Below are 21,984 nucleotides of genomic sequence, written 5' to 3'. Positions count from 1 at the left end.
GATGCCGATTTTGGCGCCGATTTCCTGAATCGGCTTCTTGTTCGCCTCGCGGGCGATTTCGATGTCGGATTTGTAGCTCATTGGGCAGGGTCCCTGATTGAATGCCGTGCAAAACCGACGCGGGGCGCCGGCGCTGTGCAATCCATACAATTGTACACCGAATTGAAGGATATGGATTCCGACATAATCATGCCGTGAAACGGCGTCGGGTCATTTCCCGGGTCTTCAATGAGAAACGCCGGGCCTTATGGTGCCCAGGGACGTTGATCCGGAACGAACAGTTTCAGTGTGTCACCTAGACTAAGTTGACCCGGACGCTCGACCCAGGCCGTGACGCCGCGCCTGCCTTTCGCGGCAGGCTTGAAGGTTGCTCCGTAGCCCGGACTGTCAGACTCGATTTCACGTCCGGGCAGGACACAAGGACGGTTTTCCATATCGATCGTCAGCGTCAAACCTTCTTTCGCCTGCAGGCGCGATGACGGCGGTACATGGGTGAAATCCGGAATACCTCGCAATACGATACTGACCCCGAGGTGAACGGGATCCAACCGCTCCAATTCCATTTCGGCGGCGATGGCATTCATTTCTTCAGCAGAAAGAACCGACAACTGACGCACGTTTCGGATTTCTGTTCCTTGCGGATAAAGGTTTTTGACGCGCACACAGGATGCACGGTTGATGCCCTCGTGGCGCGCGCCACTGTCGCCCGAGAAGCCCAGGTTCAGGGATTCGACGGCCTCGGCGCGCAGAGACTGCCCCACCGGCACATGCCCCAACCAGACGACCTCGGCCTGATACTCAGTTTCGCACAGCACTGGCATAATCACCCCTTTCATCTGTCGAACGATCTGAACTGTAGACTTGGTGGGCAAGAAATGAACAGCATAAGAAAACCCGGGCTAGGCCCGGGTTTCTTTAGATTTACGCTGTGGGTTCGGGCTCCATCTCGCCGTCAGGCGGTGATTTCTTGGCCTTTGTCTTCGGAATGGCCGTCACGCTGGGCGCGCTGCCTTCATCCGGGCTGTCGCCTTCGTCATCGCTTTCGGTGGGTGGGTCACCATTTATGACTCGCTTGATCTCTTCCCCGGTCAGGGTTTCATATTCAAGCAGCCCTTGCGCCAGACGTTCCCAGCCTTCGTTTTGTTCGGTCAGGATATCGTGTGCACGTTCATACCCCTGCTGGATAAGGCGTTTGACCTCTTCCTCGATCAGCTCTTTGGTGTGAGCTGAAACCGAGAAACCAGCAGTATTGCCAGAGTACCCATCATGCGCCTCGGCATAATCTATATTGCCGACCTTATCGGACATGCCCCAGCGCATCACCATAGCCCGCGCCAACTGGCTGGCTTGCATGATGTCACCGGCAGGGCCGTTCGACACATGGTCTTCACCGTATTTGATGACCTCTGCGGCCTTACCGGCCATGGTCATGGCTAGCTTTTGCTCGCACTCATCGCGGTGATAGTTCAAGCGATCCATTTCGGGCAGCGAAACCACCATCCCCAGCGCGCCACCGCGCGGAATAATTGTCGCCTTGTAGACCGGATCACATAGAGGCAGGGACAGGCCGACAACGGCATGACCCGCCTCGTGATACGCCGTTTTTTCCTTCTGGTCCTGGGTCAGCACCATCGAGCGGCGTTCGGCCCCCATCATCACCTTGTCCTTGGCATTCTCAAAATCTTCCATTGTGACAAAGCGACGGCCCACACGGGCTGCCATCAGGGCTGCCTCGTTCACAAGGTTCGCCAGATCGGCACCCGAAAAACCGGGTGTCCCGCGTGCGATGATCCGCAAATCAACGTCAGGGCCCAGAGGTGTCTTGCGGGCATGAACGCCCAAAATCTTCTCACGGCCTTTGATGTCGGGGTTGCCGACGGTCACGTTACGGTCGAACCGGCCCGGACGCAGCAGCGCAGGGTCCAGAACGTCCTTACGGTTGGTGGCGGCCAGAATGATCACGCCCTCATTGGCTTCGAACCCGTCCATCTCAACCAGCAATTGGTTGAGAGTCTGTTCGCGTTCATCATTACCGCCGCCGTAACCCGCGCCACGATGGCGACCCACGGCGTCGATCTCGTCGATGAAGACGATGCAGGGTGCATTCTTCTTGGCCTGTTCGAACATGTCGCGCACACGGGATGCACCGACGCCGACGAACATTTCAACAAAATCCGAGCCCGAGATGGTGAAGAATGGCACACCCGCCTCGCCCGCAATGGCACGGGCCAGCAACGTTTTACCAGTACCCGGAGGGCCAACAAGCAGCGCGCCCTTGGGAATCTTGCCGCCAAGACGGCTGAATTTCTGCGGATTACGCAGGAATTCCACAATTTCTTCCAGCTCTTCCTTGGCCTCGTCGATGCCTGCGACATCATCAAAGGTCACGCGCCCGTGCTTTTCGGTCAGCATCTTGGCCTTGGACTTGCCAAAACCCATCGCGCCGCCTTTGCCGCCACCTTGCATCCGGTTCATAAAATAGACCCAGACACCGATCAGCAACAGGAAAGGCAGCAGCGTGATCAGGAAGGACTGGAACCCGGACTGCTGCTGTTTCACCGCCTCAACGGGGATGTTTTTGTCAATCAGCAGCCTGGTGACTTCAGCGTCAGTAGGTTTGATGGTTACATAGTTTGCGCCACTTTGAGTGGAATAGCGAATCTGCTCACCATCCAGCGTCACTTTCTTGACTTCGCCGCTTTCTACAGCGCTGACAAAATCGGAATAGGTGCGTTCATTGTTCTGAAGCGATCCGCTGGGTCCGCTGAACAGGTTGAACAGTGCAAGGATCAGCAGAAACAGAACGACCCAGAAGGCGATGTTACGAGCGTTGCCCAAGGAAAATCTCCCGAAAGGTTTCGACGGTTGGGGTCCGCCGGGGTTGTTCTTTAAAATAGAGAGGATTGTGGCATGTTCAATGCGATAAAATCACGGCGGCAAAGTCGGCTCTCTCGGATCGCATTTCCGCCTTCCAATCATTTGCGAATCCAGCAAGGGGCGCGGCCACCATCGAGCCTCTGACCCACACTGCAGGGGTCGATAACAAAGCTGCACGGGGTTTTCCTGCCAAGCGCCAGTCTTCCAACTGCAGAATGCCATCCTCACCCAGCGCGTGGATTTCTGCGCCCAGGGCTTCTGGGCCGGTCACTCTCCACCGCCGATCCCAAAGTTCCGCCGGTTGCGTCGTTTCGTGCCTGACGGCGTTTAGCTCTCTGCAAATCCAAGTGTTTTTTCCTTCGGGAATCAGAATGCAGCCACCTAGCGTAGTTGCCTGGCCGGACGATATGGCCTCCAATACCTGATCCACCGCTTTGCGACGGGGCGGATATTCGGCACCTGCGATCCACGAGACAGATGCGACAACAAGGCGGCGCCGGATTTCTTTGGGCAAAGCATCAAACCCGTGGCGATCAATGCGCAGATCGCCATCCATAACCCGCATGAGCCGAGCGGCAGAGTCTTGCGTGTACTGCGCCAATGCTTCACGCGCTTGGGCCAAATTATCAGCTACCCGTGACAGTGTTTCTGCCGTGATGCCGATCTGATCCAGCCCGGAAAGCGCCCGACGCGCCTTGATCCGGTCAAAGCGCTGGTCCTGATTCGAGGGGTCGTCGATCCAGGAGATACCCTGTGCGGTCAGATAAGTGCGCAGTTGTGCCCGCGACAACGCCAGCATGGGGCGCAGCAGCGTGATCCCATGTTCCTTGCGGGCGGGCGCCATGGCAGACAGCCCGGAGACTCCGGCAGAACGGGCCAGCCGCATAAGAACAGTTTCGGCCTGATCATCCGCTGTATGACCCAATGCAATTGCCTCAATCCCTTTCGCCTCGGCCCAAGCGACCAACAACCGATACCGCGCGCGCCGGGCCTGATCCTGCAGGTTGCCGGCTCCGTCCCACCCCTGCCAGTTCAGCGTTTCATGCGGAATACCCAAGCGTTGCGCCAGCGCAGAAACGGTCAAAGCTTCTGAGGCGGATTCGGATCGGAGGCCATGATCAACGGTTGCTGCAAACAGCTCGATCTGCTCTTGCTGCCCAATGTCCGCCAACAGCCGCAGCAGCGCCGTCGAATCGCTGCCTCCGGACACTGCCACACCCAGACGGCGCGGCAGAGGGTCAGGTAGGTGCGCCCGAAGTTCAGACCGAAGCGTATCGGCGTCAGAGGTCAAGAACAGCCCAGCGTTGCCATTTCCTGCGTGGCCGAAGCCGCTGGTGCCGACGCCGGGAACCGCACACCAACTTCACCCAGCGTTATGCAGGCCTGATCCGTTTGGCCCAGGCGTCCAAGCGCCGCGCCCAGTTCAAACAGCGCCTCGGGCGCCAGAGGCCCTTCGGAATCGCCGGTAAAACTGGCCAGAAATGCACGCGCCGCTTCGCGTGTATCGCCGACCCCTTTCAGCGCCTGTCCGCGCCGCAGATTGGCTTGGCTTGCCAGCGGGCTGCCAGGATAAGATTGGTCAAACTGCGTAAACAGGTTGGCTGCAGTTTGGAAATCTCCCTCCGCCAACGCCTGTGAGGCAGCGTCAAAATCGGCCTGCTCACCCACGGCAAGCTCACTCTGGTCCGTGATCGATGGTTGTGTTGGTGTAGGCGACGGGGCCACAGCCACATCCGTCAGCGTCTCACCACCCAGCGTCGAGGTTTCGTCCAGAGCGCTCAGATCACCGCCTTCAAGCTCAACCAGACGAAACTCAAGATCGCCAATACGATTGGTGCCATCGGTGACGACATTCTGCACCCGCTGGTCCAACTGCTCGGTCTGACGGGTCAGACGTTGCAACTCGGCCTCGATGGCATCGACACGCTCCAGTACCGAACTGCCGGACAAGTTCGGGGCGGGCGAGCCGGTGGTTGAAAATTCGCGCTTGAGACGCTGGATTTCCACATGCAGCACTGTCAGTTCCTGACGGATATCCGCCAGCGTCTGCTGATCCTGTGCCTGAGCCACGCCAGCGACGGCCATAACCGCCGCCAGAACCAAACCTGCAATTCGCATCATCTTACCCCAAGGTTGAACCGGTTAGCACCGTCACCGCGCGGCGGTTCTTGGAATAGCAATCCTCGGTGCTGCAAATTTCGATCGGGCGCTCCTTGCCATAGCTGACGGTGGTCAGCCGGTTGCCTGCAACTCCGCGCGAGATCAGATATTCCCGCGCCGCGTTTGCCCGACGGGCCCCCAATGCGAGGTTATATTCGCGTGTGCCCTGCTCGTCCGCGTGGCCTTCGATCTTGGCGACAAAATCCGGGTTGGCCAAAAGCCAATCCGCCTGTCCCTGCAAGATCGTCTGAGCCTGTGGTGACAATGTGGATTGATCGACCAAGAACAGAACCCGATCGCCAACAGTTTGCTGGAAATATGCCGGCGAGCGCGGATCATTAGGAGAACCCGGGACCAGAGCACCGTTGCCACCAGCGCCTCCGCCCAGAGCCGACGGATCATTATTGGAACAGGCAGCGATCAGGGTCAGCGCCCCGATAGCCACGACTTTGCTCAATAGTTTCATTTCAAGTGCCTCGTGTTTCGTTGTTTATTGCCGCGTTTCTATCACATTGCGGGTTTGTTGTGAACTTTACCCACCGTCTGTTCCGATCAATTCTGAAGTGGCCCCCAGGACGGGTCACTACCGCCATCTGGCGTCCGAACAGGGCGCAGGTTGCGGCCAGAAATATCCACGGAATAGAGCGTCGATCGACCGCTCGCCCCCTGCGTTTCTCTGGTGAACATAATGACCCGCCCGTTCGGTGACCATGTGGGCCCTTCGTCCAAGAACGATGCGGTCAGAAGACGCTCTTCGCTGCCATCCGTGCGCATGACACCGATATGGAACCGGCCTTTGTTTTGTTTGGTAAAGGCAATCAAATCACCACGCGGTGACCAGACCGGCGTGCCATAGCGCCCCTGTCCGAAACTGATCCGTGTCGCCTCACCCCCATTGGCGGGCATGATATACAGCTGCGGGGTGCCCGAACGGTCGCTTTCAAACACGATCCGGCTGCCATCCGGAGAATAACTTGGCGCGGTTTCAATTGCAGGCGTATTGGTCAGCCGCACGCTTTGCCCCGACGCCAGATCCATCTTCCACAGATCGGTGTTTCCACCTTGGGTCAGTGAATACACGATCGAGCGGCCATCCGGCGAGAAGCGCGGTGAGAAGCTCATCGTGCCTTCCTGCGTTTTCAGCTCTTGCCGCTTCACGCGGCCGACATCCAGAACATAGATACGCGGCTGGCCGGTCTCGTAGCTGGTATAGAGCAACTGGTCACCGGTAGGCGAAAACCGAGGGGCCAACACAATCGCCGCGCTGTCGGTCAGGTATTGTACATTCGCACCGTCATAATCCATGATCGCCAGTCGTTTGCGCCGCTGATCCTTGGGGCCACTTTCCGATACGAACGCCACGCGGCTGTCGAAGTAAGCGCCTTCACCTGTGATCCGTGTATAGACCTGATCCGCAACCTTATGCGCCATCCGACGCCAACCATCTGTTGTGCCCGCAAATTGCAGACCATTCCCCAGTTCCTGCCCCGAGAATACATCCCAAACCCGGAACCGGACTGTCAGGCGCTTGCCCGATACGTTGACCGCCCCCGTCACCAGCGCCTGCGCATTGATCGCCTTCCAATCGGGAAACTGCACCTCAGCTTCAAAACTGCTGACCCGACTGATGAAGGCATCGGATGAGATTTCGCGAAACAAACCTGTTCCTGTCAAATCCGACACGACCACTCGCGAGATATCCTGCGCATACTGTGCCGCCGATGGTCCATCGGGCACGAAATTAGGAACCGCAAACGGCATTGGCTCGATGATCCCTTCATCGATTTCCAGGCGTAGCGGGCCACTTTGGGCATAGGCCGAAGTCGAAAGTAGGGTAAGGCCAACTAAGAGGCTGGTCAGAAGTTTCATCATTTGATCCGCATCCTCTCGGGATTGAATGTAATCTCAATATCTTTCCACTGCGCGTATTTGTCAGCAGGCAGGTCATATCCATCCCTCACACAGCGCAATATCGCGCGCCGTGCAGTTTGGTAAGCCTGTTTAGCCGAAGCGTCCGAGCCACCGGAACTGTTCACCATTCGCAGACTGCCATCGACCACTTTTCCATCCCGTGTCAGGGAAAACGCGACAACAACAACAGTTTTGAGCGCATCCGTCGAAAGCGACCCGACATTCCAGCATTGTGAAACGGCAACGCGCAAGCCATCCTTTTCTCCGCTGGTCAGCGGTGGGCCGGATGGTTCGGTTCCATTGCCAAGCGCTTCGGCTAGCGCGTCGTTGATCGCTTGCTCGTTTTGCGCAGGCTCTGTTGGAGCAGGTTCCGTTGTTTCGGTAATCTCGGGTTCAGGTGTTGGTGCTGGGCGGTTCGGGCGTACACGAGGGCGGGGGGATGTCCGGGGGGCCGGATTATCGACCTCTTCCGCCTCGGTCACAATTTCAGGCGCGGTCTCTTCGAGTGCTGTCTGATCTTGCTGCTCCTGCTGGGTTTCCGCCCCTTCATCCAAAGAGACCGCCGGGGTCTCGATGTCATCCGGCTTGGCTTCGGGCGGTGGAGGGGCAACCTGTTCAGGCGCGATTTTGTCCGCCGGATTCGGTTCTGCCTCGGGTCCCGGAGGAACCGGCAGCGCTGCCACCTCGGGCTCGGGCTCCTCAAGCGTCGGTGGTTGTTCGATCAGTTCAGGTTCAGGAGATATTTCTACTGTCTCTGGTTCAACCTCGGGCTCGGGTTCGGGTTCCGGCTGGGTGACGGGCTCTGGCTCTGGCAGCTCTTCCGGTGTGGGGTCCGGGGTGTCGATCTCATCAGGCTCAGCAGGTGGTTGCAGCTCAGCCGGGTCAGTCGGCAGCTCGGGTGCTTCCCGCTGTGCGGTCATGGCCGCAAACTGCTCAGCTGAAATCACTGAGACATCCTGCACGGCCATCGGCAAAGGCTCGGACCGGAAGGTCCCGCCGAAAAGCGCCCAGCTTATCAAGCTGACATGCGCAATTGCTGAAATCTTGGTGCCGGTCTCCACCGCGCAACCTCACTCTCACCCATCGTCCAGCGTCGGCCCGCCGGTGTCGGTCACCAGGCCCACGTTGGAAAACCCGCCCGCATTCAGCGCGCCCATCACCTGCATGACCTGTGCATAGGGAATGGCCCCATCCGCGCGCAGGAACACGCGGTCACTGCTGCGTTCAGCCGCAATCGCGCGCAGCTTGCCGATCAACTCATCGCGCAGAACATCTGTTGTCTGGATCTGCACCCGTCCATCTGCCGTCAGCGTAACCGTCAAAGGTTCTTCGTTGTCACCGGGCAAGGCACTGGCTGCCGTCTTTGGCAGATCAACAGGCACGCCAACGGTCAGCAAAGGCGCCGCCACCATAAAGATGATCAGCAGCACTAACATTACATCCACGAAAGGCGTCACGTTGATCTCAGCCATCGGTTGTGCGCGTCCGCGTCGCCGTCCGCGCCTGCGCCCGTTATCGCCCGAGGATTGCTGAACCGCCGCACCCATCGTCAGCTGTCCAGCTGACGCGAGAGGATGGTGGCGAACTCATCGGCGAAGGCCTCGTAGCCGCCAACGATCCGGTCGCTGTCCGCGCTGAGTTTATTGTAGAAAATCACCGCCGGGATCGCAGCCAGCAGGCCCAGACCCGTTGCGAGCAAAGCCTCGGCAATCCCTGGGGCCACAACGGCAAGGTTGGTGTTTTGCTGTTCCGCAATCTCAATAAAGGCATTCATGATGCCCCAGACGGTGCCGAACAGACCAATGAACGGTGCCGTCGAACCAACAGTGGCCAAAATGGACAGTCCTTTTTGCAGCCCTTCCGCCTCTTTCGCGATCGCTACATCCATTGAACGATCGATCCGGGCTGTCGCCCCGGCAATCAAACCACCATCCGTTCGGTGTGAGCGACGCCATTCGATCATCCCGGCCGCAAAAATCTTCTCAGAACTGCCATCCGGCTGCGTTCCGATCTTTTCGAACAGCTCGTCCAGAGGGTTGCCCGACCAGAAGGATTCATCAAATACCTGCGCCTCGCGTCGCGCCGCGCGGTAGTTGATCAGTTTTTGAATGATGATCGCCCAAGACCAGATTGATGCGACCACAAGGATCAGCATCACCACCTTGACGATAAATGTTGCACGGGCAAACAGCCCCCACATGGAGAAGTCGATCTCCTGCGCCAGCGCCAGCGTTTCAGCTTCCATGAACCTGCTCTTTAGTTTTGCCTGATGGCCGTTTGGCCTTGTTTTGCCAAACGCTAACGCAGATGGATATGAAAAGCCAACAGAACCACCCCAGAGGGTGAAAATGTTACATCAATGCGCGAATCTCTGCCGGAAGGCGCACCGGTTTGCCCTGTGCGTTCATGCAAACCGCCGTCACTACGGCGCGGAATATCTCGGTTTCACCACGTCTGACCAATTGCGACATGGTTAGCCGTGCACCCGAAAGCGAGACCATCTCGGTTTCTACCACCAACTCATCTTCGAACCGTGCCGCAGCCAGATAATCCGCCTCGATCCGCCGAACCACCCAGACGATGCCCGCATCTCGCATCGCGTTCTGATCATTACCCAGCTTGCGCACCCAATCGGACCGGGCGCGTTCTATGAATTTCAAATAGTTCGCATGATAGACCACCCCGCCCATGTCGGTGTCTTCGTAATACACGCGAACCGGGTAGTGGTGTTTCATTGCGGTGGCTCCAATCTGGCAAACAGGCGCAACGCATGAGAGCTGTCCTGCGCGGCACCCGGCAGGACCGGATCGTAGGCGGCACGGATCAGCGCGGCAATATCGGGCCGCAAGATCGTGGCGTCACCCGCAATCGCCAGAGGCGACGCAGTTCGGAATGCTGTATCCGACCACAGAAGCATGGTCTGCACCACCTGGCTGAGCGCCAGAGTTTCAGCCGGAATTTCTGAAAGGTCCTTATCCATACACAGAAACACAAATGCCGCGCGAATAGCGCCATCTTCTTCGAACCGAAAGATCCGGTACTGATTGGCTTTGGCCGCAATCAGGCGCTTTACCAAAGGCGCGAGGTCCGGGACCAGGCGATCCAAATCAGGAACCTCAAGCAGTTCCTGCCAGTCGCGAAAAAAGAACACCATGCAATTGGCGCCCAATTCCGGATCCGTCTCGGCCATCTTGTGCCCTGCGAGCGTTACGACCGCCTCGAACGCACCTTTGACAGTGGCCAGTGTTTCATCCTCGACACCAAACACGATCGGCACAATGGGTCTTCCCCAACGCGCAAACAAAAACTCTCCGCTTTCGCGGGTGAACAGTACTTCGATCTCTTGCGGAGTCACACTTGGCCCTTCATCTTTCCGAAAATACTCTCGCCGAAGGCTTAGAATTTCTGGCGCGCGGCTTCAACCAAACAGATCACTCCGCCCCTTAGGCGCAGCCATTCCCAAATGGGTCCATGCCTTCTGTGCCAGCATCCGACCGCGCGGCGTGCGCTGGATTAAACCCTGCTGCAACAGATAGGGTTCGATCACCTCTTCCAAGGAATCCCGACTCTCGGACAAGGCTGCCGAAAGTGTCTCGATCCCCACCGGTCCACCGGCATAGTTTTCGGCGATCAGCTTTAGGTACCGACGGTCGGCCCCATCCAGCCCCAGATGATCCACCCCCAGCCGGGTCAATGCACCATCCGCCAGATCGCGTGTGATCCGCCCATCGCCTTCGACAATGGCAAAGTCCACCACGCGCCGCAGCAACCGCCCCGCGATCCGAGGCGTTCCGCGAGACCGCCGCGCAATCTCGCGCGCACCTTCATCGTCAGCGGGCGCACCCAGTTTGCGAGCATTTCGGGTAACGATCTCATGCAACTCATCAACAGTGTAGAACTGCAACCGCGTCGGGATCCCGAAACGGTCACGCAGCGGAGTTGTCAGAAGCCCCATTCGCGTCGTCGCCCCTACCAGTGTAAAGGGCTGCAATTCGATCCGAACCGTCCGTGCCGCGGGGCCTTCGCCGATCACCAGATCCAGCTCGAAATCCTCCATCGCGGGATAAAGTACCTCTTCCACAGCCGGATTCAGTCGGTGAATCTCGTCTATGAACAACACATCCCGCGCTTCCAGATTGGTCAGGATCGCCGCAAGATCACCCGCCTTGGCCAGAACCGGCCCAGAAGTCATGCGGAAATTCACGCCCAATTCGCGCGCTATGATTTGGGCCAGTGTTGTTTTCCCCAATCCTGGGGGGCCATGGAACAAGGTATGATCCATCGCCTCGCCTCGCTGTCGGGCAGACTGGATGAAAATGCGAAGGTTGGCGCGCGCTTCGGCTTGGCCAATAAATTCATCGAGGCCTTGCGGGCGCAATGCACGGTCATTGTCTTCGGGCATCGGCTCGGGGCGCAGGGCCGGATCAGCATCTACCATTCAGTTACCCTTTCGGAGCCAGCAGTTTCAGCGCAGCACGGATCAGATCGGCCTCGCCCGCATCAGGCAGGTTAGCCGCTGCTTCGGCCACGGCTGAGGCCGCTTCCGACGGGCCGTAGCCCAGATTGGCCAACGCCGACAATGCCCCAGCCGAGGCCGCCGCAGTTCCCGATACCTGTCTGGCCACACTCTTCGGCACAGACGCGGGTTCACCCGGCTCGACCACTTCAAGCGCTGGACCATCCAACGCTTCGGTCACGGTGCCACCCATGGCCATAACGCCGGGGGCTTTGTCCTTCAGATCAAGTACGATCCTTTGCGCGGTCTTTGGCCCCACGCCTTTTGCGGCCTTGACCGCACCCCAGTCGCCCAAGGCGATCGCCCGGCTAACCCCATCCGGCCCCAGCGCGCTGAGGATCGCCAGCGACACTTTCGCCCCGACGCCTTGCACCGAGCACAAAAGCCGATGCCATTCCTTTTCCACCAGCGACAGGAAACCGTACAACTGCATCAGATCTTCGCGTACGACCATGTCCGTGTAGATTGACATTGCCTCACCTACCCCTGGCAGGGCCGCCATGGTCCGGTCCGAGCAATAGACGATATAGCCGACCCCGCGCACATCAATCAGCACGTGATCCGCCGCGCGGTAATCCAGACGTCCGGTGAGTTTGCCAATCATATGCGTACCTCTTTCATCCGTGCCTGCGGTGCGGCCCCATAGTAGGAATGGCAAATTGCAATCGCCAAAGCATCCGCGGCGTCCGCCCCCTTGGGAGAACAGCCCGGTAGCTGCAGCTTTACCATATGCAGAACCTGCTCTTTTTCGGCATGCCCGACGCCCACCACGGTTTTCTTCACCCGGTTGGGAGCATATTCCCCCACCGGCAAGCCCGCCTGTGCCAGCGTTAACAGCGCAACGCCGCGCGCCTGACCCAGCTTAAGTGTGCCCGCCCCGTCTTTGTTGACGAAGGTCTGTTCAATGGCTGCTTGATCTGGATTGTGCTCAGCAATGACTTCGACGATCTGATTGTGGAGCGATAGCAGTCGCTCACCCAGATCGTCTCCGTCCGATTTGCACAATCCGTTGGCAACGTGGCTCAGGCGGCTGCCATGCGATTCGATGACGCCCCATCCCAGAGTCCTAAGCCCCGGATCAATGCCCAGAATTCGCATAATTTGTCTCGGCCTGCTCTGGTTTGTGTAATCTTTTTTCCTCGACTAGCACGAAGCGTGAACATTATCCATGGAAATCGGTTTGAAGTCTAAAACCGACACCTGTGTCGCACTCGTGTTACTCCGGTCTGTTTGCGACAGTATCAGGTACGTTTTCGACGCTTTTCTAAGCAGAATTTAATCAATGATTTAAGGGGTTTTCAGTGATTTTGAGCCTTGCAAAAAATGCATAGGACACATGCAATTTCTGCGCTTGCGCGGAGCAAAACACATCACTAAATGCCGCTCAGATCGCAAGATCAGAGTTTAACACAAACCAGAAGGAAACAGGATATGGCTGCACTGGACACCACCCGCACCACCACTGGCTCATTCGGCCTCGTCGGCCGTATCGGCGCAATTTTTGCATCGGTCGTAAACGCCGTTGTCGAATGGAATGACGCCCGCGCAACCCGCAACGCGCTGAGCGGTCTGACCGACCGCGAACTGGACGATATCGGTCTGTGCCGTGGCGACATTGACTTTGTCGCCGAAGGCCGCCGCTAAAGATAGCGGTACATCACTCATACGCCCCGCCCTCCTCCCTGCGGGGCAAACAGAAACACCGCTTGCCACAAGGCACGCGGTGTTTTTTTCTTCTCAGAAGGATGCAAAGTGCCTTGTTAGAACAGAACCTTGTTCAACTGTGTCGACAGTAATACGGTCACCGGATCGGCCTGCATGATCCAGGCGCCAGCTTTTTCGACCGAAGTCCCCTGATTGAGGCTTTCGACACGTGTGTCGTAAGCAGAGGGGCCAAGATGGGATAGCAAGAACCCCTTGAATGCAAAGAACCCTACCAGACAGAGCAGCAATACCTTTGCAGGAATCGCCGATCGAACCCGCTGCGGTTTCATCACTACCAACCCATCCGACCGCATCGTAGCACGATAGCCCCGGTTGAGTTTGTGATGCTTTTTGTTCAGACGCGTGACGCGCTGATCGAATTCAAGTTGTTTTCCTGTCATGGCAGCCTCCGAAAACCGCCCCCCCGGATTGCATTCAGTGACGGTAATTAGAGAATGCGACAAAAACGTGGCGAAAATCCACAAATCTCCCGCAAATGGCCTAAATTCAGCCGTGATTGCTTAAGATTAGCGTCGTCCATTCACCAATCTCATCTCTACGGGCAAGATTAAAGCCATTTTGGAGATAAACAGATACCACATCATTAGCCTGCTCATTAAGGATTCCCGACAAGATCGCCTGCCCTCCCGCGCGCAGATTCGCGGATATCTCGGGCGACAGAGCAACAAGCGGCCCTTTGAGAATATTGGCAAATATCAGGTCGTAAGGCGCATGTTCCTTCAGGTCCGGATGGTCGAATCCTGCAGCTTCGACACAGTGAACCGCATCCGCCATACCGTTTGCTTTCAGGTTGGCCTCGGCCACGTCAACAGCGACCTCATCTATGTCGCTGGCGATAATATCACCCTCCCAGACCCGCGCGGCGGCCATGGCCAGAACGGCAGTACCACACCCGATATCGGCGATCTTGGAGGCGGTGAAACCTTCATCCAGAAGGTGATCCAAAGCCTTGAGGCAGCCCAGGGTAGTTCCATGATGGCCAGTACCAAAAGCCATCGCGGCCTCGATCAGAAGCGGAATGCGCCCTTCGGGCAGCTTACCAACGTCATGACTGCCATAGACAAAGAAACGGCCCGCTTCGACCGGGGCCAGTTCACGGCGCACATGCGCGACCCAATCGGTTTCAGGCAATTCTGAAACCACAAAGGGCTTAGCTTCGAATGCAGCGGCCAGAACGGCAAGGGCGGTCTCATCCGGGGCTTCGGTGAAATAGCCTCCGACCTCCCACAGGCCCGAACCATCCTCGACCTCGAACACACCAACGCCGGTGGGTTCTGGGTAAAGGCGCTCCATCGCCTCGCCAAGACCATCGGCTGCAGTTTTGCCGGGCAGAGTGGTCAGCGCGGTGAAAGTGGGCATTGGGACCTCCTGTCTAAGTCGCCTCTGCGCGTAGGACCGCGCGGCGCCAAGGTCAAGCGCTGGCGACTATTCAGCGGGCGCAGGGGCGTATTTAGTCAGGATCGTTTCGTTCCCCGGCTCAGGATGCCGCGGGATCAAAAGCGAAAGACCCAGAGAGATCATCGCCATGGCAGCGGCCAGGCCGAATACGGCGGCAGGTGAAACCACCCAAAGCAGACCCAAGAGTGCGGGCAGGAACACAGCGGCGATATGGTTGATAGTAAAGGCCACAGCAGCCGTGGGCGCAATATCCGCGGGGTCGGCGATTTTCTGAAAATAGGTCTTTAGCGCCAGCGCCAAAGCGAACAGAACATGATCAAACACATAAAGTGTCGCCGCCAACAGAACACCCCAACCGAACCAATAGATACCGCCATAGGCCGCAAATACGATGGCGAGGCCCGTATACTCGAAAATCAGCGTACGGCGTTCACCAAACGTGGCCACCGCTTTGCCCAGCATAGGGGCAGCAACCATATTGATCATCAGGTTAATCAGGTAGAGGCTGGTCAGTTCGTGCACCTCAAACCCGAATTTCTCAACCATCATGAAGCCCGCGAAGACAATGAAAATCTGCCGCCGTGCGCCAGCCATGAATTGCAGCGCGTAATAAAGCCAATAGCGTTTGCGCAGCACGATCTTCTTGGTCTGAGGTGTCGGCGCATCGAATTGAGGATAGGCGAACAGACAAAACAAGGCCAACAAAGCGGTCGCGCCACCGGCGGCCATGAACACAAAATTATAGGACAGATCGAACCGGTCCCATGTCAGCACGATCAGCCCATAGACCACGGCCGTCGCGGCCGAGCCCATCGCCACCAACCAGCCCAGCACCTGCGGCGCGCGTTCCTTGGGCAACCATTGCAGTTGCAACGACTGGTTTACCGTTTCGTAGTAGTGAAATCCGATCGAACTGAAAAAGGTCACGAACAGCAGCCCCCCAAGACTTGGGAACCACGCTGTCACTGCGGTCGCCACACCCAGCATCATCAATGAAATCATGGCCAGAACCTGCTCGCGGATAAACAGGATCACAGCAATTACGCCTATGGCCAGAAACCCCGGAATTTCGCGCACCGTATGCAGCAGGCCAATGTCGGCCCCATCAAAATTCGCTGCCTCGATGACAAAATTGTTCAACAAAGCACTCCACGCGTTGAACGCGATCGGCATGGTCAGCGCCATCACGAACAGGAGAGTCATGGGACGGCGCCAGAGCGGAAGACTCTGCGCCTCTGACAGAGGCATGGATTTCAGCATGAGGGTGATCTACGCCGGTTTGTCGCTTTTGGCGAGAGGAAAGCGGTTGGCGCACATTGGCTCTGCGCTGATGCAGGGTCAGTAGAAGCTCTGCGGGTCGATATCCACGGTTAGGCGGATATCGCCTTTCAGCTTCAGTGGGGCAATCCAGCGGGCGATTGCGTCCTGTATCGGCGCACCTTTGGGCGCCTTGACCAGCAGCCGCACACGGTGACGCCCACGTATTCGCGCTATCGGTGCAGGGGCCGGTCCAAAAACCTGCGCACCGACGTCGCGCAACGGCGCATCATTGCGGGCCATGGCGTTGCCGATGTCAAAGACCGGGCCAACTTCGGGGCCGGACAGGACAATCCCAGCCATACGACCATAAGGCGGTACGCCTGCCGCCTGCCTGCCTGCGGCTTCAGCCTTCCAGAACCCCTCTTCATCGCCCGACAGAATCGCCCGAATGACGGGATGTTCTGGCTGAAAGGTCTGCAACAGCGCCTGCCCGGGTTTGTCCGACCGCCCTGCCCGTCCAGCAACCTGCCGCATCAACTGGAACGTCCGCTCTGCAGCGCGCAGGTCGGCTCCGTGCAAACTGAGGTCGGCATCAATCACACCAACCAGCGTAAGCTTGGGAAAGTTGTGCCCTTTCGCCACCAGCTGAGTGCCAATGATGATATCCGCATCGCCCTGTGCAATCTCTTCGATCTTGGCTTTCAATGCCCGGGCTGAACCGAACAGGTCCGAGCTGAGCATTGCGATCTTTGCTTCGGGAAAAGTCACCTCGGCCTCTTCCGCCAGCCGTTCGATCCCCGGCCCGACCGGGGCCAACTTGCCCTCGACCCCGCAAGAGGGGCAGATTTCAGGCATCGGCTTGGTCTCACCGCATTGGTGGCACATCAGTCGTTTCAGGAACCGGTGTTCAACCATCCGCGCATCACAGTGGTCACAGGCGATCTGTTCCCCGCAGGCCCGGCATAAAGTCACCGGTGCATAGCCGCGACGATTGATGAACAGCAGCGATTGCTCGCCCTTTTCGATCCGCTGCCGCACTGCCTGCCGCAGCGAGGGGGAAATCCACGTCCCTGGCTGCATCTGCTCGGCCCGCATATCGATGGGCTTCATCTCGGGCAACACCGCGGCGCCAAAGCGCGCCGTCAGGTCGATGCGCTCGTATTTCCCTGCCTCGGCATTGGCCCAGCTCTCCAGCGAAGGTGTCGCGCTGGCCAGCACCACCCGCCCTCCGCAGATCGAGGATCGCAACACCGCCATATCCCGCGCGCTGTAATGCACGCCGTCTTCTTGCTTGTACGAGGTGTCGTGCTCCTCATCGACAACCACCAACCCCAGATTACGGAATGGCAGGAACAGAGCTGACCGGGCACCGACAACCAGTTGTGCATCGCCCTGCCCGACCATCCGCCAAACCCGGCGGCGTTCCGTCATTGTTGCCCCCGAATGCCATTCGGCGGGGCTGGCACCGAACCGGGCTTCGACCCTTGTCAGGAATTCCGCAGTCAGCGCAATCTCGGGCAGCAAGACCAATGCCTGCCGTCCCATCCGTAGCGCCTCGGCGACCGCTTCCAGATAGACCTCGGTCTTGCCCGAGCCGGTAACACCTTTCAACAGCGCCGTGCCGTAGTCGCCAGTGCGCTGCCCGGCCTGTAGCCGAGCAACCGCCGCCGCCTGATCTTCGGTCAGTTCTTTGCCCGGCAGATCCGGATCCAGATGCGGATAGGGCAAATCACGCGGACTGTCTTCTTCGCGAACCGCTCCCTGTTTGACCAGCCCCTTGACGACCGAGGATGTCACACCAGCCTGCTCTGCCAGTTCCTTTAGCGTGAACGCCAATCCGCCATAATCCCGTAGAACTTCCAGCACACGGGTCCGCGCGTCAGTCATCCGATCTGGCTGAGCGTTCCCCAGCCGGTAAATCTTACGCATCGACGGCGGATCACCAAGCCCAGGAGCGCGCGTAGCCAGACGCAGCATCGCGGGCATCGGGGTCAACGTGTAGTCAGCCACCTTACTCAGAAACAAACGCATCTCTTCGCGCATTGGCGCGACTTCCAGCACTCGGATCACCGAGCGCGCCTTGGCAAGATCAAAGCCCCCCTGCCCCGATCCCCAGACCACACCCAGCACCTTGCGTGGGCCTAATGGCACCTCGACATACGCCCCCAGAAAGCACCCGCACTCGGGCGCTTTGTAATCCAGCGTCCGGTCCAAGGGCTGCGTGGTTAGAACCGCCACCAGCTCTCCGTGATCGAAATACTCCTGAGTGCTCAACGCATATCCTTAGCAGGGGGTTTCAGCATGGGTTTCTTTGAGGTAAAGCCATCCGCGACTAAGGCCAACCCATCAAAGGACTGCCCTCATGAAATTCTTCGTAGACACTGCCGAGATCGACGCCATCGCCGAACTGAACGATCTGGGCATGGTGGACGGCGTAACCACCAACCCCTCGCTGATCCTGAAATCGGGCCGCGACATTCTTGAAGTGACCAAAGAGATCTGCGATCTGGTCGAAGGTCCGGTGTCCGCCGAGGTGGTCGCCACCGAGGCCGATGACATGATCGCCGAAGGTCGCAAACTGGCCAAGATCGCATCGAATATCGCTGTCAAAGTGCCGTTGACATGGGCCGGCCTAAAAACCTGCAAGACACTGACCGACGAAGGGCAGATGGTCAACGTGACACTGTGCTTCTCGACAAATCAGGCGCTTCTTGCGGCCAAAGCAGGCGCGACCTTCATCTCACCTTTCATCGGTCGTCTGGACGATATCAACCTCGATGGCATGGACCTGATCGCCGATATTCGTCAGGTCTATGACAACTATGGGTTTGAAACCGAAATCCTCGCCGCCTCGATCCGCACGGTGAACCACGTAACCGACAGTGCCCGCATTGGTGCTGACGTGATCACAGCACCTCCGGGCGTGATCAAGAAACTGGCCGATCACCCGCTGACCGACAAAGGCCTGGAAATCTTTCTGGCCGACTGGGCCAAGACAGGTCAGAAAATCCTCTGACCTCTGGCTCCACCGCGCGGTGCCGTCAGGCGCCGCGCCCGGCCCAACTGCCAAAGCTGATCTTTGATCAGCGCATGGCAGGCGGGAGCCCCCGCTACAACACAAACGAAATTCGCCTTCCACTTGCATTTTTTCCAAGGCAATTCCGGCGACCCGTGGTATAAGCTCGCAAAACAAAAAAACGACCGGACGGGACATGAGCAGCGAACCTAAACTCAAGGATAACCTCCGCGCAGCGATTCTGGCCGAGCCTGACGCCGTGCTGGATGACAAAGACCTGATGCAGGCGCTGGTGGCGGCCAACGAACAGGCGCGGGGTGACAATGTCATCGACCTGCGCGGCATCGCCATGCAGCGGCTTGAGGCGAGACTGGATCGCCTTGAGGATACACATCGTTCGGTCATAGCGGCGGCCTACGAGAATCTGGCAGGCACCAATCAGGTGCATCGCGCCATTCTGCGCCTGCTGGAACCTACTGTGTTCGAAGATTTCCTGCGTGCGCTCGGTAACGATGTGGCTGAAATCCTGCGCGTCGATCATATCACTCTGGTGCTTGAAACCACGGTTGTGCGTGACGACCCGGTGGTGAATCAGCTTGGCGGTGTTCTAACAGTTGCAGAACCCGGCTTTATTGACAGCTACCTGACCTCTGACCGCAACGGCCAACCCCGTGAAGTTACTCTGCGCGAAATTCGTCATCCCAATCCCCAAGTCTACGGCGAACAAGCTGACCAGTTGCGATCTGAGGCTTGTTTGAAACTGGATCTGGGCACCGGCCGTCTACCCGGTATGATTGTCATGGGTGCTTGCGACCCAAGACATTTCTCACCTCAGCTCGGAACAGATCTTCTTACCTTCTTTGCTGGCGTATTTGAACGCTCGATGCGTCACTGGCTGTCGTGAACCTGATCTCCCCAGCCTGCCGCGACGCGCTGCAGCATTGGCTGGACAGTCTGAAGGCGCTATCGGGGCGGTCTGAAAATACGCTCAATGCCTATCGCGGAGACGTCACAGAATTCCTGTCCTTCATGACCCTGCATCACAGCGAACGGCAAGGGTTGGCCGCGTTAGAGCGTATCACAGTCTCGGATATGCGCGCCTGGATGGCGGATCAGCGTAATTCGGACGTAGGCGCACGATCGCTGGCGCGCAAACTGTCTGCGGTCAAAACCTTCTATCGTTGGTTGGCCGAGCGCGAAGGGTTCGAGCCGACCGCCGTCCTGTCCACACGCGCACCCAAATTCACCAAGAAACTGCCCCGCCCTCTGGCTGAAGACGCCGCCCGCGAGATGATAGAAACGGTCGAGCTGCAGTCGTCATCCGACTGGGTGGCTGCACGGGATGTCGCGGTTGTGACACTCCTTTACGGGTGCGGATTACGCATCTCCGAGGCTCTCTCGCTGACCGGTTCAGATGCCCCCTTGCCGGATACGCTACGTATATCGGGAAAGGGTGACAAAGAACGAATTGTTCCGGTCCTTCCCGCAGCCCGTTCTGCAGTTGACCGCTATCTCCGGCTATGCCCGCACCCTCAGTCTTCTGGTGCTGCACTTTTTCGCGGTGCGCGTGGCGGTCCGCTCAATCCGGGGATCATTCAGGCAGTGGTTGCAAAGGCGCGGATGCAACTCGGACTACCGGCCACTGCCACTCCGCACGCGATGCGTCACAGCTTTGCCACCCATTTACTGTCGGCCGGTGGCGACCTGCGCGCGATCCAGGAACTTTTGGGCCACGCCTCGCTCTCGACCACTCAGACCTATACAGCAGTCGATACGGCCCGGCTGATGGATGTCTACAATCGCACGCACCCCAAAGCCTGAACCAAACCCCTGTCAACGAACTTTTTGCTTTGCATCTGCGCCGAGCATCGTACATGACACCACCATGACACTTAGATTCAAAGCGCTTTCCGTTCATCTATTCACTGCCACAGGCGCCGTTTTTGCGATGCTGGCCATGTTGGCCGCCGTCGAAGAGAAATGGAGCCTAATGTATCTCTGGCTGGTGGTTTCGTTCATCGTGGATGGCATCGACGGCCCTCTGGCGCGGCACTATCAAGTCAAGAAAAACGCCTCTGAGTTTGACGGGGTGCTTCTGGATCTGATCATCGACTATCTGACCTATGTATTCATCCCCGCCTTCGCCCTGTTCAAATCAGGGCTGATGGATGGATGGACCGGCTGGTTCGCGATCATTGTCATCACCTTCACCAGCGCGATGTATTTTGCCGATACGCGTATGAAAACCAAGGACAACTCGTTCTCAGGCTTTCCCGGATGCTGGAACATGTTCGTTATCGTGATCTTCGCGCTCGAACCTAATTTCTGGATCATTCTGTTGCTGGTCACATTGCTCTCGGTGGCTATGTTCCTGCCGCTCAAGTTCATTCACCCGGTCAGGACCGAACGTTGGCGCAGCCTGTCATTGCCGATAGCGTTTGCATGGACCTTCTTTGCTGGTTGGGCTGCTTGGGTCGACTTTCACCCCGAAAGCTGGGCCCATTGGGGCCTCGTAATCACCAGCTTGTATCTTGTCTCGGCAGGAATTGCACAGCAGATCATTCCGGCGCGCAAGGCCCGGGATTACAAGACTTCCTGAACCTCAAATTCAGTCCCGTTGTGGGTGAACACATCGCCTTGCTGCAGGCCGACCATGGCCAGATAGATCGGGCTTTGGGTCGAAATTCCCATGTAAGTTTTGCCGTCCACCTCAAACCGAGTGGTTGAGACGCACACGACAAAGCGTCGATTGTTGAACTTGATCACAGCCCCTGGCTGCACTGTGTCGGTGACGGTGAAATCGGTGTTCTCGATCACGTCTATCTTCGCGTGATGGGCATGAACGGGCGCATCGAAGGCAGCCGCCAGATCGGCGTTTTCGCGCGAGGCCGCGATATCATCCTTGTCATGCCCTTCCCGGTCATCCAGTTGCGAATCCTTCAGAAATGCATCGTAATGCGCCTGTGCGGTCGCCAATTCCTGTTCCTCCAAAGTCATCAAATGATCAATGATGGCTTTCTTGCGGGCGGCGGGATCTGTCTGGCCGGTCATTCAATTCGGTCCTTCAAATTCACTATTCTATATAGGTTGGGGCCGCGCTTCACCGATTGCAACAGATAAG

At 57.9% G+C, this 21,984-nt stretch carries 25 protein-coding genes; 6 read left to right on the top strand and 19 right to left on the bottom strand.

From position 1 onward, the window contains the following. On the top strand, positions 1-198 hold a 198-nt coding region (locus tag BLU89_RS21635), incomplete at its 5' end, for a hypothetical protein (protein WP_218129428.1). Between the two features lie 47 nt (positions 199-245). On the opposite strand, the gene BLU89_RS17170 is transcribed toward BLU89_RS21635, so the two are convergent. The 14 genes from BLU89_RS17170 to ruvC all read right to left on the bottom strand — a co-directional run bounded on the left by BLU89_RS17170 (position 246) and on the right by ruvC (position 12,562). Continuing rightward, on the bottom strand, positions 246-821 hold the full coding sequence (locus BLU89_RS17170; protein WP_074738312.1) for an MOSC domain-containing protein: 576 nt from the start codon (positions 819-821) through the stop codon (positions 246-248). A 100-nt stretch (positions 822-921) separates the two neighbouring features. After that, positions 922-2,838, bottom strand: a complete 1,917-nt coding sequence (gene ftsH / locus BLU89_RS17165; RefSeq protein WP_074738302.1) for an ATP-dependent zinc metalloprotease FtsH — start codon at positions 2,836-2,838, stop codon at positions 922-924. Between the two features lie 76 nt (positions 2,839-2,914). Then, positions 2,915-4,168 (bottom strand): tRNA lysidine(34) synthetase TilS, encoded by a 1,254-nt coding sequence (tilS, locus tag BLU89_RS17160; RefSeq protein ID WP_074738300.1) that lies wholly within the window; start codon positions 4,166-4,168, stop codon positions 2,915-2,917. After that, the gene (gene ybgF, locus BLU89_RS17155; protein WP_074738310.1) at positions 4,165-4,995 is read right to left on the bottom strand and encodes a tol-pal system protein YbgF; all 831 of its coding nucleotides are present in this window, start codon (positions 4,993-4,995) and stop codon (positions 4,165-4,167) included. Before ybgF ends, tilS begins: the two co-directional genes overlap by 4 nt. Positions 4,996-4,999: 4 nt before the next feature. Further along, positions 5,000-5,503, bottom strand: coding sequence for a peptidoglycan-associated lipoprotein Pal (pal, locus tag BLU89_RS17150; protein WP_074738298.1), 504 nt, complete (start codon positions 5,501-5,503; stop codon positions 5,000-5,002). Positions 5,504-5,589: 86 nt separating this feature from the next. Next, positions 5,590-6,909, bottom strand: coding sequence for a Tol-Pal system beta propeller repeat protein TolB (gene tolB / locus BLU89_RS17145; protein WP_074738296.1), 1,320 nt, complete (start codon positions 6,907-6,909; stop codon positions 5,590-5,592). Continuing rightward, on the bottom strand, positions 6,906-8,009 hold the full coding sequence (locus BLU89_RS17140; RefSeq protein ID WP_074738294.1) for an energy transducer TonB: 1,104 nt from the start codon (positions 8,007-8,009) through the stop codon (positions 6,906-6,908). Before BLU89_RS17140 ends, tolB begins: the two co-directional genes overlap by 4 nt. Positions 8,010-8,024: 15 nt before the next feature. Then, on the bottom strand, positions 8,025-8,495 hold the full coding sequence (gene tolR, locus BLU89_RS17135; RefSeq protein WP_074738292.1) for a protein TolR: 471 nt from the start codon (positions 8,493-8,495) through the stop codon (positions 8,025-8,027). A 2-nt stretch (positions 8,496-8,497) separates the two neighbouring features. After that, positions 8,498-9,193 (bottom strand): protein TolQ, encoded by a 696-nt coding sequence (gene tolQ / locus BLU89_RS17130; protein ID WP_074738290.1) that lies wholly within the window; start codon positions 9,191-9,193, stop codon positions 8,498-8,500. Positions 9,194-9,299: 106 nt separating this feature from the next. Next, a complete protein-coding gene (gene ybgC / locus BLU89_RS17125; protein ID WP_074738288.1) occupies positions 9,300-9,683 on the bottom strand; it encodes a tol-pal system-associated acyl-CoA thioesterase in 384 nt (127 codons plus the stop codon). Then, positions 9,680-10,303 (bottom strand): hypothetical protein, encoded by a 624-nt coding sequence (locus tag BLU89_RS17120; protein ID WP_074738286.1) that lies wholly within the window; start codon positions 10,301-10,303, stop codon positions 9,680-9,682. Before BLU89_RS17120 ends, ybgC begins: the two co-directional genes overlap by 4 nt. A gap of 63 nt (positions 10,304-10,366) precedes the next feature. Next, positions 10,367-11,386, bottom strand: a complete 1,020-nt coding sequence (gene ruvB, locus BLU89_RS17115; RefSeq protein WP_074738284.1) for a Holliday junction branch migration DNA helicase RuvB — start codon at positions 11,384-11,386, stop codon at positions 10,367-10,369. A gap of 4 nt (positions 11,387-11,390) precedes the next feature. Continuing rightward, the gene (gene ruvA, locus BLU89_RS17110; RefSeq protein WP_074738282.1) at positions 11,391-12,068 is read right to left on the bottom strand and encodes a Holliday junction branch migration protein RuvA; all 678 of its coding nucleotides are present in this window, start codon (positions 12,066-12,068) and stop codon (positions 11,391-11,393) included. After that, entirely contained in the window at positions 12,065-12,562 is a 498-nt protein-coding gene (gene ruvC / locus BLU89_RS17105) for a crossover junction endodeoxyribonuclease RuvC (RefSeq protein WP_074738280.1), read from the bottom strand. The genes ruvA and ruvC overlap by 4 nt, the downstream gene beginning before the upstream one ends. Positions 12,563-12,895: 333 nt before the next feature. Between ruvC and BLU89_RS17100 the strand changes: the two genes are divergently transcribed. Next, complete coding sequence (locus BLU89_RS17100; protein ID WP_074738278.1) at positions 12,896-13,108, top strand: DUF1127 domain-containing protein; 213 nt, start codon at positions 12,896-12,898, stop codon at positions 13,106-13,108. A gap of 116 nt (positions 13,109-13,224) precedes the next feature. On the opposite strand, the gene BLU89_RS17095 is transcribed toward BLU89_RS17100, so the two are convergent. The 4 genes from BLU89_RS17095 to BLU89_RS17080 form a co-directional block, all read right to left on the bottom strand. Then, positions 13,225-13,569 (bottom strand): hypothetical protein, encoded by a 345-nt coding sequence (locus tag BLU89_RS17095; RefSeq protein ID WP_074738276.1) that lies wholly within the window; start codon positions 13,567-13,569, stop codon positions 13,225-13,227. A 106-nt stretch (positions 13,570-13,675) separates the two neighbouring features. Further along, complete coding sequence (locus BLU89_RS17090; protein WP_074738274.1) at positions 13,676-14,548, bottom strand: 50S ribosomal protein L11 methyltransferase; 873 nt, start codon at positions 14,546-14,548, stop codon at positions 13,676-13,678. A gap of 66 nt (positions 14,549-14,614) precedes the next feature. Further along, a complete protein-coding gene (locus BLU89_RS17085) occupies positions 14,615-15,847 on the bottom strand; it encodes an MFS transporter (RefSeq protein WP_074738272.1) in 1,233 nt (410 codons plus the stop codon). 78 nt (positions 15,848-15,925) lie between these two features. Further along, positions 15,926-18,121: a primosomal protein N' gene (locus tag BLU89_RS17080; RefSeq protein ID WP_074738270.1), complete on the bottom strand. Its 2,196-nt coding sequence runs from the start codon at positions 18,119-18,121 to the stop codon at positions 15,926-15,928. A gap of 88 nt (positions 18,122-18,209) precedes the next feature. Between BLU89_RS17080 and fsa the strand changes: the two genes are divergently transcribed. From fsa to BLU89_RS17060, 4 genes are all read left to right on the top strand, one after another. Next, positions 18,210-18,863 (top strand): fructose-6-phosphate aldolase, encoded by a 654-nt coding sequence (gene fsa, locus BLU89_RS17075; protein WP_074738268.1) that lies wholly within the window; start codon positions 18,210-18,212, stop codon positions 18,861-18,863. 196 nt (positions 18,864-19,059) lie between these two features. Further along, the gene (locus BLU89_RS17070) at positions 19,060-19,767 is read left to right on the top strand and encodes a DUF484 family protein (RefSeq protein ID WP_074738266.1); all 708 of its coding nucleotides are present in this window, start codon (positions 19,060-19,062) and stop codon (positions 19,765-19,767) included. Further along, positions 19,764-20,684, top strand: coding sequence for a tyrosine recombinase XerC (locus tag BLU89_RS17065; protein WP_074738264.1), 921 nt, complete (start codon positions 19,764-19,766; stop codon positions 20,682-20,684). Before BLU89_RS17070 ends, BLU89_RS17065 begins: the two co-directional genes overlap by 4 nt. 64 nt (positions 20,685-20,748) lie before the next feature. Continuing rightward, the gene (locus tag BLU89_RS17060; protein WP_074738262.1) at positions 20,749-21,462 is read left to right on the top strand and encodes a CDP-alcohol phosphatidyltransferase family protein; all 714 of its coding nucleotides are present in this window, start codon (positions 20,749-20,751) and stop codon (positions 21,460-21,462) included. Here the strand turns inward: BLU89_RS17060 and BLU89_RS17055 are convergent. Next, positions 21,447-21,914: a hypothetical protein gene (locus tag BLU89_RS17055; RefSeq protein WP_074738260.1), complete on the bottom strand. Its 468-nt coding sequence runs from the start codon at positions 21,912-21,914 to the stop codon at positions 21,447-21,449. The two genes, BLU89_RS17060 and BLU89_RS17055, sit on opposite strands and share 16 nt — an antisense overlap. Between the last annotated feature and the right edge of the window lie 70 nt (positions 21,915-21,984).

The organism is Ruegeria halocynthiae, from assembly GCF_900106805.1.
Lineage (GTDB): Bacteria > Pseudomonadota > Alphaproteobacteria > Rhodobacterales > Rhodobacteraceae > Ruegeria > Ruegeria halocynthiae.
Note: the sequence above shows the minus strand (reverse complement) of the source record. Positions and strands in the feature narration are given on the sequence as shown.